Raw genomic sequence first — 12,464 nt, forward strand, 5'->3', positions numbered from 1 at the left:
CGGGACGTCGCTCCGATCCGGGGTTCAGTGCTGGCCGTACCCGTCCAGGAAGTTCCCGATCCGGCCCACCGCCTCGCGCAGGTCCGCGGCCGTCGGCAGGGTCACCACCCGGAAGTGGTCGGGCTCGGGCCAGTTGAAGCCGGTGCCCTGTACGACCATGATCTTCTCCTGGCGCAGCAGGTCCAGGACCATCCGCCGGTCGTCCTTGATCTTGAAGACCTTGGGATCGAGCCGCGGGAAGAGATACAGCGCGCCCTTCGGCTTCACACAGGTCACGCCCGGGATGCTGGTCAGCGCCTCGTGCGCGGCGTCCCGCTGCTCGCGCAGCCGTCCGCCGGGCAGCACCAGCTCGTTGATGGTCTGCCGTCCGCTGAGCGCCGCGACCACGCCGTGCTGGCCCGGCATGTTGGCGCACAGGCGCATGTTCGCCAGGATCGTCAGGCCCTCGATGTAGGACTCGGCGTGCGCGCGCGGCCCCGAGATCGACATCCAGCCGACCCGGTAGCCGGCCACCCGGTACGCCTTCGACATGCCGTTGAAGGTGAGGGTCAGCAGGTCGGGGGCGATCGCGGCGGTCGGGGTGTGCGTGGCGTCGTCGTAGAGGATCTTGTCGTAGATCTCGTCGGAGCAGACCAGCAGGTTGTGGCGGCGGGCGATGTCCGTCAGTCCGCGCAGCATCGCGTCGTCGTAGACCGCGCCCGTCGGGTTGTTCGGGTTGATGATCACCAGCGCCTTGGTGCGGTCGGTGATCTTCCGTTCGACGTCCGCGAGGTCGGGCATCCAGTCGGACTGCTCGTCGCAGCGGTAGTGCACCGCCGTGCCGCCGGAGAGCGAGACCGCGGCCGTCCACAGCGGGTAGTCCGGTGCCGGGACGAGCACCTCGTCGCCGTCGTCGAGCAGGCCCTGCATCGCCATCACGATCAGCTCGGAGACGCCGTTGCCGATGAAGACGTGCTCGACGTCCGTCTCGATGCCGAGGGTCTGGTTGTGCATGACGACCGCCCGGCGCGCCGCCAGCAGGCCCTTCGCGTCGCCGTAGCCGTGTGCCGTGGAGACGTTGCGGAGGATGTCCTCCAGGATCTCCGGAGGGCACTCGAAGCCGAAGGCGGCCGGGTTGCCGGTGTTCAGTTTCAGGATGCGGTGCCCGGCTGCTTCCAGCCGCATCGCCTCCTCGAGCACCGGGCCCCGGATCTCGTAACAGACGTTGGCGAGCTTCGTCGACTGGATCACCTGCATGTCCGCGAGCTTACGACCCGGTTACGGTCCATGGGTCGTGTTATCCGCCACTTGAGACGTGCGGTATGGGCTGATTTCGCCACTCACTCCGTCACTCGTCCCCGGCTCACCGGGGGCTCCGCCGCACCGAGCGGCCCGCCAGTACGTCCGTGCGCCGCCCGTCCTCCATCACGAACCGCCCGTCGACCAGCACGTACGGGATGCCCGTCGGCAGCACCCGCGGGTCCTCGAAGGTGCTGCCCGCCGCGACCGTCGCCGGGTCGAAGAGCACCAGGTCGGCCCGGTACCCCTCGCGCACCAGACCCCGGTCCGGCAGCCGCAGCCGGGCCGCCGGGCGCGAGGTGAGGTGGGCGACGCACTCCTCCAGCGAGAGCACGCCCAGCTCGCGGACGTAGTGGCCCAGGTAGTGCGGGAAGGTGCCGTAGGCGCGCGGATGCGGCTTGGCGCCCTGGAGGATGCCGTCCGAGCCGCCGGTGTGGACCCGGTGCCGCATGATCGCGCGCACGTTCTCCTCGTGACCGACGTGCTGGAGGATGGTCGGCGCCAGCCGGTCGGCCAGCAGCAGGTGCCGGGCGACCTGCCACGGGCTCTCGCCCCGCAGCCGCGCCGACTCCAGGACCGTACGGCCGACGTACTCGGCGAGCGCCGGGTCGCCCGTGCCGGAGATCTCGATCGTCTCCCACTCCATCGGCACGCCGTGGGAGCCGTCGGAGCCGATCTCCTCCATGTGGTGCCGGATCCGCTCGGCGGTGTCGTCGTCCGCCAGCCGCTCCAGGATCCGCTCCGGGCCGCCCTCGCCCGCCCAGCTCGGCAGCAGCGCCGCGAGGGTGGTGCAGCCGGGGGTGTACGGGTAGGTGTCGAGCGTGATGTCGGCGCCGCCGGCCAGCGCCTCGTCGAGCAGGGTCAGCAGTTCGGGCGCCCTGCCCCTGTTCACGCCGAAGTTCATGGTCGCGTGGGCGAGGTGAAGGGGGCAGTCCGCCTCCCGGGTCAGCTCCACCATCTCCTCGTACGCCTCGAGGGCCCCGGCGCCGTACGAGCGGTGGTGCGGGCAGTAGTAGCCGCCGTACTGGGCGACCACCCGGCACAGCTCGGTCAGCTCGGCGTCCTTGGCGTACATGCCGGGTGTGTACGTCAGCCCGGACGACATGCCGACCGCGCCCTGCTCCAGGCCCTCGGCGACCAGGCGCCGCATCCGGTCCAGCTCGGCGGGCGTCGCCTCCCGGTCGTCCCAGCCGACGGCGAGGGCGCGCACCGTGCCCTGCGGGATCAGGTACGCGGCGTTCACGGCGATGCCGCCGTCGAGCCGGTCCAGGTACTCGCCGACCGACCGCCAGTCGAAGTCGACGTCGTCCCCGTGGCCGTTCCACCCGGCGATGGCCCGGCGCACCTCGCCGAGGGTGCGGTCGTCGACCGGCGCGTACGACAGCCCGTCCTGGCCGATGACCTCCAGGGTGACGCCCTGCGCGGCCTTGGCGCTGTGGTCGGGGTCCCGCAGCAGCGCCAGGTCGCTGTGGGCGTGCATGTCGACGAAGCCGGGGGAGAGGACCAGGCCCTCGGCGTCCAGCTCGCGGCGTGCCTCGGGGCGCTGGCACCCGGCCGCCGCCGCCTCCCTGACGATCGAGACGATCCGGCCGCGGTCGACCACCACGTCGGCCCGGTAGGAGTCTGCGCCGGAGCCGTCCACGACGTCGGCGTCCCGGATGACCAGCTCTTCCATGCTTCTTCTCCCTCTTCTCCCGCAGACCTCGGACGGCTCAGAAGAACGTGCGGATGTAGTCGACGACCGTCCCGTCCGCCTCGGCGACCGGGATGAGCTGCCACTTGTCGAAGGACGTGCAGGGGTGGGACAGACCCAGGCCCACCCAGTCGCCCACCGCCAGCTCCGCCTCGGGGCCGGTGCGCAGCCAGGCGTGCTGGTCGGACAGGCCGCTCACGGCGATGCCGGCCGCCGGGCGCTCGGGGCCGCCGTCGGCCGGGCGGACCACCTGGGCGAAGGGCAGGTCGAGGTCGTACGCCGCGTCCCGCTTGCCCGCGTTGGCGAAGGCCTGCTCGGCGGAGGGGCGGGAGACCACCTGCGTCCACAGCCGGAACGCGGGCTCCAGGGCGCCCTCGGCGGGGACGCGGTTGAAGGGGGTCACCTCCCGGTAGTGCCCGTCGTCGTGGGAGACGTACGCGCCGGAGCGCAGCAGCTTGAGCACGGGCCGGGAGAGGGCGGGCACCTCGGCGAACACGTCGGCCACCGCGTCGAACCAGGCGCTGCCGCCCGCGCTCAGCACGATCTCCTCCAGGCCCTCGAACCGCCCGGCCTCGTCGAAGTCGGCCGCCAGCGCGACCAGCCGCCGCAGCCACGCGTGCACGCGCTCCGGGTCGGCGTCCGGCACCTCGCCCTCGTACCCGGCGACGCCCGCCAGCCGCAGCGTCCGCGTCCCGGCCACCGCGTCGGCGACCGCCGCGCAGTCCGCCTCCGTGCGCGCCCCGGTCCGCGCGCCCGCCCCGGCGCCCAGCTCGACCACGACGTCCACCGGGCGGGCTGCCCCCGCCGCGGTCAGGGCCGCGTCCATCAGCTCGACGCCGCGCACGGAGTCGACGTAGCAGACGAAGCGGAACTCCGGGTCGGCGTCCAGTTCGGCCGCGAGACGGCGCAGCGCGGCGGCGTCGACCAGTTCGTTGGCCAGGAAGATCCGCTCGATGCCGAAGGCCCGCGCCACCCACACCTGGTGCGGCACCGCGAGGGTGATGCCCCAGGCGCCGTGCTCGATCTGGCGGTGGAAGAGCTGCGGGGCCATGGAGGTCTTGCCGTGCGGCGCGAACGCGAGGCCGTGCCGGGCGGCGTACGTCTCCATGAGCTTCAGGTTGTGCTCCAGGCGCTCGGCGGACAGCGCGAGCACGGGGGTGGCGAAGCCGTCGGTGAAGAGGTTGCGGCGCTGTCCGGCCAGTTCGGCCAGGGTCAGGCCGTACGCGTCCGGCGGGAGGCCCTTGAAACGGTGGTCGACGCGCTCCCCGGCCAGCTCGGCGAGGGCTTCGCGGCCATGGACGGGGCCGTTGTCGAGGGCCATGGAGCCTCCCTGGTCTGATCTGTTGCAAAGCTTGCAACAGTCGTTGCGTATATCGCTTACTGCTGTCTAACATCTCGGCGAACGCGGGGTCAACGGAGCCGCCGCCCGCCGGACGCAGAGGAGCCAGGACCATCGTGACCGTCGACGGACCCCGCAGCACCGCCCCCGGCGTCGTGGACGTCGTCGCGCTCGGCGAGTCCATGGTCACCTTCCTCCCCTCCGTACCCGGCCGCCTCGCCGACGTCCCCTCCTTCGAGAGGGCCATCGGCGGCGCCGAGTCCAACGTGGCCTGCGTGCTCGCCGCCGCCGGACACTCCGTACGCTGGGCCGGCCGGGTCGGCGCCGACGGCTTCGGCGACCACCTCGTCGAGGCGATCGGCGCCTACGGCGTCGACGTCAGCACCGTCCGCCGCGACCCGGCCCGCCCGACCGGCGTCTACTTCCGCACCGCGGGCGACCGGGCCACCGACGCCCACGAGGTCGCCTACTACCGGGCGGGCTCGGCCGCCTCCGCCATGTCCGTCGGCACCATGGACCTCGACGCCGTCCGCTCCGGCCGCGTCCTGCACCTGTCCGGCATCACGCCCGCGCTCTCCGCCGGCTGCCTCGGCCTGACGCGCGAGCTGACCGCCCGCCGCCCCGGCCGCCCCTTCGTCTCCTTCGACGTCAACCACCGCCCCGGCCTGTGGCGCGACGCCGGTGACGGCCACGGCCCCGAAGTGCTCCTGGAGCTGGCCCGCGGCGCCGACCTGGTCTTCGTCGGCGACGACGAGGCACGCGACGCCTGGGGCCTCGACGGCCCCGAGGCCCTACGCGCGGCGCTGCCCGAGCCGGAGGTGGTCGTCGTCAAACAGGGCGCGACCGGCGCCACCGCGTTCCACGGGGACCACGTCACCTCCGTGCCCGCCCTGCACGTCGACGTCGTCGCCGCCGTCGGCGCGGGCGACGCCTTCGCCGCCGGGTTCCTCTCCGCCACCCTGCGCGAGCAGCCCGTACGCGAGCGCCTGCGCCACGGCCACCTCTGGGCCGCCGCCGCCCTCACCGTCCCCGGCGACCTCGCCGCGCCCCCCGCCCGCGACCACGCCGACCGCCTGGCCGCCCTGGACGACACCGAGTGGGGGAGACTGCGACTCGGCCCCGGCTGGACACAGGACGGCGAAAGGCCCGGCGACAGGACGGGCGAAGGGGCCGACGAGGAGGGACGCACACCATGAGTCAGACCGTCGACCGCGCGCTCAGCATCCTGCCGCTGCTCGCCGAGGGCCCCGCCGACCTGGGCCGGGTCGCCGACCGCCTCGGCGTGCACAAGTCCACGGCGCTGCGCCTGCTGCGCACCCTCCACGACCACGGCTTCGTCTACCGCCAGGCCGACCAGCGCTACCGCCTCGGCGCCCGGCTCATCTCCCTCGCCCAGGAGGCGATGGAGAACCTCGACGTCCGCGAGATCGCCCACCCCCACCTCGTACGCCTCAACGAGCAGGTCGGGCACACCGTCCACCTCGCCGTCCACGAGGAGGACGAGGTGCTCTACATCGACAAGGTCGACAGCCGCTACCCGGTCCGCATGTACTCCCGGATCGGCAAGCCCGTCGCCATCACGGTGGCGGCCGTGGCCAAACTCCTGCTCGCCGACCTCCCCGAGAACGAACGCCGCGCCGTGGTCGAGAAGCTCGACTACCCCATGTACACGTCCCGTTCGACACCGAACGCCGAAGGGTTCCTCAAGGAACTGGCCAAGGTGCGCGAACAGGGCTGGGCCACCGACCTCGGTGGCCACGAGGAGTCCATCAACTGCGTCGCCGCGCCCATCCGGGGCGCCGACGGCCGGGTGGTCGCCGCCATGTCGGTCTCCGCGCCGAACGTCGTCGTCACCGCCGACGAACTCCTCACCCTGCTCCCGCTGGTGCGCCGTACGGCGGACGCCATCAGCAGCGAGTACTCCGGCAGGACCCCAGCCAAGGAAGTCACCGCATGACCGACAAGATCGCTCTCGTCCCCGCGACCCACACCGTCCCCCCGGCGAAGTTCAGCCACGGCGTGAAGAAGGGCAACATCCTCCAGGTCGCCGGCCAGGTCGGCTTCCTCCCCCACGAGGAGGGCAAGGCCCCCACCCCGGCCGGCCCGACCCTGCGCGAGCAGACCCTCCAGACCCTCGCCAACGTCAAGGCGATCCTGGAGGAGGGCGGCGCCTCCTGGGACGACGTGATGATGCTCCGCGTCTACCTCACGGACGTCGAGCACTTCGCCGAGATGAACGAGATCTACAACGCCTACTTCGAGGAGCAGGGCCTTACCCAGCCGCCCGCCGCGCGCACCACCGTCTACGTCGGTCTGCCCGCCGGGCTCCTCATCGAGATCGACGCGCTGGCCGTCCTGGGCTGACCGCCCCTCCCGCTCCGCCTGTCTGACTGTCTGTGAACGGCACGGCGTCCCCCACCCCTCGGGGCGCCGTGCCGCGCTCGTCCCTGCCCGAAAGCTTCATGTACTTATCCAGAGGACCCCCGTATGTCCTACTCGTCCCTCCCTCTCGCCGCCGCATCCGAGGCCCCACCCCACACCGGCGGTCTGCTCACCCTGATCGACGGCACGGCCGGACTGCTGACCGTCGCCGCCATCGGCATCGCGCTCCTGCTCTTCCTCATCATCAAGGTGCGGTTGCAGCCCTTCGTCGCGCTGCTCGCCGTCTCCATAGCCGTCGGCCTGCTCGCCGGCCTGTCGGTCACCGAACTCTTCGGCACCGTCCAGAAGTCCGACGTCGTCTCGACCATCGAGTCCGGCATGGGCGGCATCCTCGGCCACGTCGCCATCATCATCGGCCTGGGCACCATGCTCGGCGCGATCCTCGAAGTCAGCGGCGGCGCCCAGGTGCTGGCCTCCCGCCTGCTCGGCCTCTTCGGGGAGAAGCGGGCCCCGCTCGCCATGGGCCTCACCGGTCTGATCTTCGGCATCCCGGTCTTCTTCGACGTGGGCATCTTCGTCCTCGCGCCCATCGTCTACGCCGCCGCCAAGCGCTCCGGCAAGTCGATCCTGCTCTACTGCCTGCCGCTGCTGGCCGGCCTGTCCATGACCCACGCCTTCCTGCCGCCGCACCCCGGTCCGGTGGCCGCCGCCGGGCTGCTGAACGTCAAGCTCGGCTGGATCATCCTCATGGGCATCGTCTGCGGCATCCCCGCCGTCCTCGCCGCCTGGGTGTTCTCCGCGTGGATCGGCCGCCGCATCTTCGTGCCCGTGCCGCAGGACATGGTCGAGGCGTCCGAGGAGGCCAAGCAGGCCGTCATCGAGGAGCAGCGCAAGGCCGGCGTCGCGCCGCACGAGACCCCGGTCGCGCTCGGCACCGTCCTCGGCATCATCGGCACCCCGCTGGTCCTGATCCTCGCCGCGACCTTCTCCTCCATCGCCCTGGACCCGTCCACCCTCCGCTCGGTGATCGAGTTCTTCGGCAACCCGTTCGTCGCCCTGACCATCGCCCTGCTCCTCGCCTACTACCTGCTCGGCATCCGGCGCGGCTGGTCCCGCAAGTCCCTGGAGACCGTCTCCACGGCCTCGCTGAAGCCGGTCGGCAACATCCTGCTGGTGGTCGGCGCCGGCGGGGTCTTCGGCGCCGTCCTCAAGGCCAGCGGCGTCGCCCAGGCCCTCTCCGACACCTTCAACGACGTCGGCCTGCCGGTGATCGTCCTCGCCTACCTGATCTCCGTGGTGCTGCGGGTCGCGCAGGGCTCGGCGACGGTGGCCATCGTGACGACGGCGGGCATCGTGGCGCCGCTGCTCGCCGAGGGCGACCACTCGCAGGCGTTCGTCGCCCTGGTCATCATGGCCATCTCCGCGGGCTCCATCTTCGCCTCGCACGTCAACGACGGCGGCTTCTGGATGGTCGCCAAGTACTTCGGCATCAGCGAGCGGGACACGCTCAAGACGTGGACCGTGCTGGAGAGCGTGCTGTCGGTCGCCGGGTTCGTGGTGGCGGCGGTGGTAAGCCTGTTTGTGTAGGGGCCCGCCCGTACGACTCGAACGACTCGTACGGGCGGCTCGTGTAGGCGTCTGATAACGAAGTTGGGGCTGGCTGTGCCCGGCACAGGATCGTCGACCATACTGCCCGCGTGGAGCAGCGCAGAGGATCGACGAGCCAGCCCCTGGAAGGCGCCGGATTCGACCCGGCATTCATCCCCGGGCTCACCGCACCCGTGTCCGGTGAGCCGGAGGACGCGAGACGCGACGAGGCGGAGAAGGACGCCGGCGCGGAGGCCGAGCGGCCCTCGGAGCCCTCGCCCGTCGGCGAACCGCTCGCCGAGGACGCCGCGGAACCGGAGGACGAGGCCCCCGTGGACGGTCCGGTCTTCGAGGCCTCCGACCGCCGCGCCAGGATCGTCGCCGACCACAAGGGCGTACGGCTCTCCCTCGACGACCAGAGCTGTGAGTTCCGCTGGGACGAGGTCGGGGCCGTCGAGACGGAGACGGGACGCTTCGGCAAACGGTTCACGGTGACGGTGCACACGCCGGACCGCCGCTGGTACCCGATCGAGATCGAGGCGGCGTCCCGAAGCCGCTTCCCGGAGTGGGAATCGGCCCTGGACGAGGTCCTCGACGCGTACTTCGAGGACGGCGAGGCGGAGACCGAGCCCGGGGCGGGCGGGGACGCCGAAGCGGACGGAGACGCCGAAGCCGAAACCGAAGCCGTTTCCCAGGGCACGAAGGACGCGAAGGAAGCGAAGGACGCGGAGGACGCGGAGGACGCGAAGGACGCGGAGGACGCGAAGGACGCGAAGGACGCGAAGGAAGCGGAGGACGCGAAGGAGGCCACCGCCCGCGCCGAGTAGGCGCATCAGGTGAAGATCCGTGCACGCCCCCTTGTCGCGCCGGCGACCATGGGCTTTCTTGGCCCCCATGGCGGACACCACGGGCAACACCTCAGAGGCAGGCGTGACGGGCGGTGCCGACTCGGCTCCCCGTAAGTCCAGTTGGCGCTACATCGGCCCCGGCATCGTCGTCGCCGCCACCGGCGTCGGCGCCGGCGACCTCGTGGCCACCCTCATCGCGGGCAGCAACTTCGGCTACACCCTGCTGTGGGCGGCGGTCATCGGCTGCCTCGTGAAGATCTCCCTCGCCGAGGCGTGCGGCCGCTGGCACCTGGCCACCGGCCGCACCCTCTTCGACGGCTGGGCCAGCATCGGCCCCTGGACCACGTGGTTCTTCGCGATCTACGCCGTGATCTGGGGCTTCGTCTACGGCGCTGCGGCGATGTCGTCCAGCGCCCTGCCCCTCCAAGCCCTCTTCCCGGACGTGATGGGCCTGGAATGGTGGGGCATCGCCTGCGGCCTGGTGGGCCTGGTCTTCGTCTGGTTCAACAAGTACAACGTCTTCGAGAAGGTCATGACCGTCCTGGTGGGCGTCATGTTCGTCGTCACGGTGTACCTGGCGATCCGGGTCACGCCCAACCTGGGCGACGCCTTCGCCGGGCTCCTCCCGGTCCTCCCGGACGAGAAGGACTCGGTCCTCAACACGCTGGGCCTGATCGGCGGCGTGGGCGGCACCATCACGCTGGCCGCGTACGGCTACTGGGTCAACGCCAAGGGCTGGACCAACACCGGCTGGATGAAGGTCATGCGCCTGGACAACCGGGTCGCCTACGCCACGACCGGCGTCTTCGTCGTCGCGATGCTCTTCGTCGGCGCCGAACTGCTCCACTCGGCAGGCATCGCGATCGCGAGCGGCGACAAGGGCCTGATCCAGCTCGGCGACATCCTGGAGGCGCAGTACGGCACGGCGACCGGCAAGCTCTTCCTCATCGGCTTCTTCGCCACCTCCTTCACCTCGCTGATCGGTGTCTGGCACGGGGTGAGCCTGATGTTCGCCGACTTCCTGGCCCGCCGGCGCGGCGAACGGGAGTCACGGGGCGACGAGTTGGCCTCGGGCCGCCGCGAACGCTCCTGGGCCTTCCGTGCCTACCTGCTCTGGCTCACCTTCCCGCCCATCGTCCTGCTCTTCCAGGACGAGCCCTTCCGCCTGATCATCGTCTACGGCGTCCTGGGCGCCGCCTTCATGCCCTTCCTGGCCCTCACCCTGATGTGGCTCCTCAACTCCTCCCGCACCCCGCGCGAGTGGCGCAACGGCAGCCTCAGCAACGGCATGCTGGCCGTCGCCGGGCTGCTGTTCCTGGTGCTGTGCGTGAAGCAGATCTGGGACCAGCCGTGGTCGGAGTTCCTCTAGCGGCACCGGCTACCGCAGCTTGTCCCACTCCTCACTGAGCGCGACCTTCCGCAGCTGGTCCATGGTCAGCGCGGGAGCCTCGCGGGTGGGCCGGCCGTGGGCGGAGCCGTTGTTGAACTCGCTGATCACCACACGGAAGCCGTCGTCACCGGGCCGCATGGTGTCGACCGTCCACATCACAACGCCCGGAACCCGGTCGTCGCCGACCCCTTGGTGCGTGGCGAGACGCGTGCCGTCGGAAAGGGTCTCGCCCGAGGCGTAGAGCTGGCCGGCGACATCGTTCATGCCGTGCTGCACATTGACCTGGACGAGACTCGCGCCACGCCCGTCGTCGACGACGACGTAGGAGTACTCGGTGTCCTGACCACCCTTCTTGACCACGTCCAGCCCGGCGGGAAGCAGCCCGGCAAGGGTTTCGGTGATGTCCTCGCCCGACACGGCGGGCGGCCGCTCCTCCTCGGCGGCACCGGCGGAAGCGGACGGCGTCGGCCGGAGCGGCGTGGCCGCCACCACGTCGCGCCACACGTCGGCGGTGACCAGCTTCTTCAACGCCTCGGTCGACAACGGCGGGTCCTCCCGCGTGACGGGCGCACCCTTCTGGGCGGAGGAGTTCCACTCGCTCACGCTGACGTGCTGCCCCTCGGCCGTGACGAGGTCCGCGGACCAGAGCTTGGTGTCGACCCTCCGGTCGGGATACTCGTAGCCCTGCAGCAGCCTGAGCGTCGAGCCGTCGTCCAGCCGGCTGGAGTCGCAGGAGTCGTACGGGACGAAGGTCCGGTCCGGGCACTGGGTGAGCTGCCCCACCTCCGAACCCTTGGGCTCGACCCGTCCGAAGCCCAGACTGATCGCGGCCGCGCCCTCGCCGTCGTCGAACACGACCTGCGCGTACGGCCCGGGCTTCTCACCGGACCCCCGCGCGTCCTCCCCGCTGAACTCCCCTGCCGGAAGCAGCTCCTTCAACGACTTGAGGATCGCGTCGCCGGACACGGGCTCCGCGGTGGCCGAGGCGGACGCACTGGCGGTGGCCCGGGACGCCACGGAGGACTGCTCACCGTCGTCTGAGCCTCCCGACGGCAGCAGCATCGCCCCGCCCACCCCGATCAGGGCGACCCCGGCCACCCCGCCGAGCACGCCGGTACGGCGCCGCGTCAGCGCACGGCGCCCGCGGTTGCGCCCCGAGTCGACCAGGGCCGTACGGTCGGCGGCCCGGAACGCATCGCCGGTGTCGCGCAGCGCGGCGGCGAGCTGCTCCTCGAAGGGATCCTGGTGCTGCTCTTCGGGCATGACGAGCCACCCTTTCCGCGTGGGTGAAGAGATGAGAGAAAGCGACGAGAGGGAAACGACGGGACGGAAGGACTGGAGGAAGGACAGGACGGAAGGCTGAGACGGAAGGAGAACGGACGTCAGGGTCTGGCGTACTCCGCGAGATCCTCGCCCAGCAGCGTCCGCAGCCGGCCGAGCGCCCGCGAGCACCGCGTCCGCACCGCCGCCGAACTGACGCCGAGCACGTCGGCGGTCTGCTCGACCGAGCGGTCGTCCCAGTACCGCAGGACGACGACGGCCCGGTCCTTGGCGGGCAGCCGCGCGAGCGCGTCCAGCAGCGTCAGCCGCAGCGAGGCGTCCCCGTCACCGGCGCCCGGCAGCTCGGGGAACACGTCGGTGGCCCGCTCCCCGCTGCTGCGCCGCCGCTGATGGGCGAGGAAGACGCGGGTGAGCACGGTCTGCGCGTAGGCGGCCGGGTTCTCCACCCGCGACACGCGTCCCCACCGCACGTACAGCCGTCCGAAGGTCTCCTGCACGAGATCCTCGGCCAGATGCGTGTCCCCGGCGGTGAGCAGACAGGCGGACCGGTACAGATGCCCGGCCCGCGCCGCCGCGAACTCGGCGTACTCGTCCGACCGTCTCTGCCGTGCCATACCCAGCGCCCCCGATGTCTGCTGCCTTCACCTCACCAATGCGGTGGACCCC

11 protein-coding genes are annotated in these 12,464 nt (G+C 71.4%); 6 read left to right on the forward strand and 5 right to left on the reverse strand.

What is annotated here, in order from left to right; all coding sequences use genetic code 11:
* Positions 1-24: 24 nt before the first annotated feature.
* From AB0P07_RS02855 to AB0P07_RS02865, 3 genes are all read right to left on the reverse strand, one after another.
* Entirely contained in the window at positions 25-1,236 is a 1,212-nt protein-coding gene (locus tag AB0P07_RS02855; protein ID WP_102931996.1) for a pyridoxal phosphate-dependent aminotransferase, read from the reverse strand.
* 106 nt (positions 1,237-1,342) lie between these two features.
* Positions 1,343-2,953: a D-aminoacylase gene (locus AB0P07_RS02860; protein ID WP_365544120.1), complete on the reverse strand. Its 1,611-nt coding sequence runs from the start codon at positions 2,951-2,953 to the stop codon at positions 1,343-1,345.
* A 37-nt stretch (positions 2,954-2,990) separates the two neighbouring features.
* A complete protein-coding gene (locus tag AB0P07_RS02865) occupies positions 2,991-4,292 on the reverse strand; it encodes an alanine racemase (protein ID WP_365544123.1) in 1,302 nt (433 codons plus the stop codon).
* A gap of 134 nt (positions 4,293-4,426) precedes the next feature.
* On the opposite strand from AB0P07_RS02865, the gene AB0P07_RS02870 reads away from it, so the two are divergent.
* The 6 genes from AB0P07_RS02870 (at position 4,427) to AB0P07_RS02895 (ending at position 10,496) form a co-directional block, all read left to right on the forward strand.
* On the forward strand, positions 4,427-5,506 hold the full coding sequence (locus tag AB0P07_RS02870; RefSeq protein WP_365544126.1) for a sugar kinase: 1,080 nt from the start codon (positions 4,427-4,429) through the stop codon (positions 5,504-5,506).
* Entirely contained in the window at positions 5,503-6,267 is a 765-nt protein-coding gene (locus tag AB0P07_RS02875; RefSeq protein WP_365544129.1) for an IclR family transcriptional regulator, read from the forward strand. The genes AB0P07_RS02870 and AB0P07_RS02875 overlap by 4 nt, the downstream gene beginning before the upstream one ends.
* Positions 6,264-6,674, forward strand: coding sequence for a RidA family protein (locus AB0P07_RS02880; protein WP_365544132.1), 411 nt, complete (start codon positions 6,264-6,266; stop codon positions 6,672-6,674). The genes AB0P07_RS02875 and AB0P07_RS02880 overlap by 4 nt, the downstream gene beginning before the upstream one ends.
* A gap of 123 nt (positions 6,675-6,797) precedes the next feature.
* Positions 6,798-8,279, forward strand: coding sequence for a gluconate:H+ symporter (locus tag AB0P07_RS02885; RefSeq protein WP_365544135.1), 1,482 nt, complete (start codon positions 6,798-6,800; stop codon positions 8,277-8,279).
* A 110-nt stretch (positions 8,280-8,389) separates the two neighbouring features.
* The gene (locus tag AB0P07_RS02890) at positions 8,390-9,106 is read left to right on the forward strand and encodes a hypothetical protein (protein WP_365544138.1); all 717 of its coding nucleotides are present in this window, start codon (positions 8,390-8,392) and stop codon (positions 9,104-9,106) included.
* 67 nt (positions 9,107-9,173) lie between these two features.
* Positions 9,174-10,496, forward strand: coding sequence for an Nramp family divalent metal transporter (locus tag AB0P07_RS02895; protein ID WP_365544141.1), 1,323 nt, complete (start codon positions 9,174-9,176; stop codon positions 10,494-10,496).
* 9 nt (positions 10,497-10,505) lie between these two features.
* Here the strand turns inward: AB0P07_RS02895 and AB0P07_RS02900 are convergent, their stop codons facing one another.
* Entirely contained in the window at positions 10,506-11,780 is a 1,275-nt protein-coding gene (locus AB0P07_RS02900) for a hypothetical protein (RefSeq protein WP_365544144.1), read from the reverse strand.
* 119 nt (positions 11,781-11,899) lie between these two features.
* Entirely contained in the window at positions 11,900-12,412 is a 513-nt protein-coding gene (locus tag AB0P07_RS02905; RefSeq protein WP_365544147.1) for a SigE family RNA polymerase sigma factor, read from the reverse strand.
* Between the last annotated feature and the right edge of the window lie 52 nt (positions 12,413-12,464).

Source organism: Streptomyces sp. NPDC085944 (assembly GCF_040686295.1).
GTDB lineage: Bacteria > Actinomycetota > Actinomycetes > Streptomycetales > Streptomycetaceae > Streptomyces > Streptomyces salinarius.

What these genes read in the sequence shown, in the direction of transcription:
- AB0P07_RS02885 (WP_365544135.1), top strand. Translation starts at nt 6,798, where the DNA reads ATGTCCTACTCGTCCCTCCCTCTCGCCGCCGCATCCGAGGCCCCACCC.
- AB0P07_RS02875 (WP_365544129.1), top strand. Translation starts at nt 5,503, where the DNA reads ATGAGTCAGACCGTCGACCGCGCGCTCAGCATCCTGCCGCTGCTCGCC.
- AB0P07_RS02865 (WP_365544123.1), bottom strand. Translation starts at nt 4,292, where the DNA reads ATGGCCCTCGACAACGGCCCCGTCCATGGCCGCGAAGCCCTCGCCGAG.
- AB0P07_RS02860 (WP_365544120.1), bottom strand. Translation starts at nt 2,953, where the DNA reads ATGGAAGAGCTGGTCATCCGGGACGCCGACGTCGTGGACGGCTCCGGC.
- AB0P07_RS02900 (WP_365544144.1), bottom strand. Translation starts at nt 11,780, where the DNA reads ATGCCCGAAGAGCAGCACCAGGATCCCTTCGAGGAGCAGCTCGCCGCC.
- AB0P07_RS02855 (WP_102931996.1), bottom strand. Translation starts at nt 1,236, where the DNA reads ATGCAGGTGATCCAGTCGACGAAGCTCGCCAACGTCTGTTACGAGATC.
- AB0P07_RS02905 (WP_365544147.1), bottom strand. Translation starts at nt 12,412, where the DNA reads ATGGCACGGCAGAGACGGTCGGACGAGTACGCCGAGTTCGCGGCGGCG.
- AB0P07_RS02895 (WP_365544141.1), top strand. Translation starts at nt 9,174, where the DNA reads ATGGCGGACACCACGGGCAACACCTCAGAGGCAGGCGTGACGGGCGGT.
- AB0P07_RS02880 (WP_365544132.1), top strand. Translation starts at nt 6,264, where the DNA reads ATGACCGACAAGATCGCTCTCGTCCCCGCGACCCACACCGTCCCCCCG.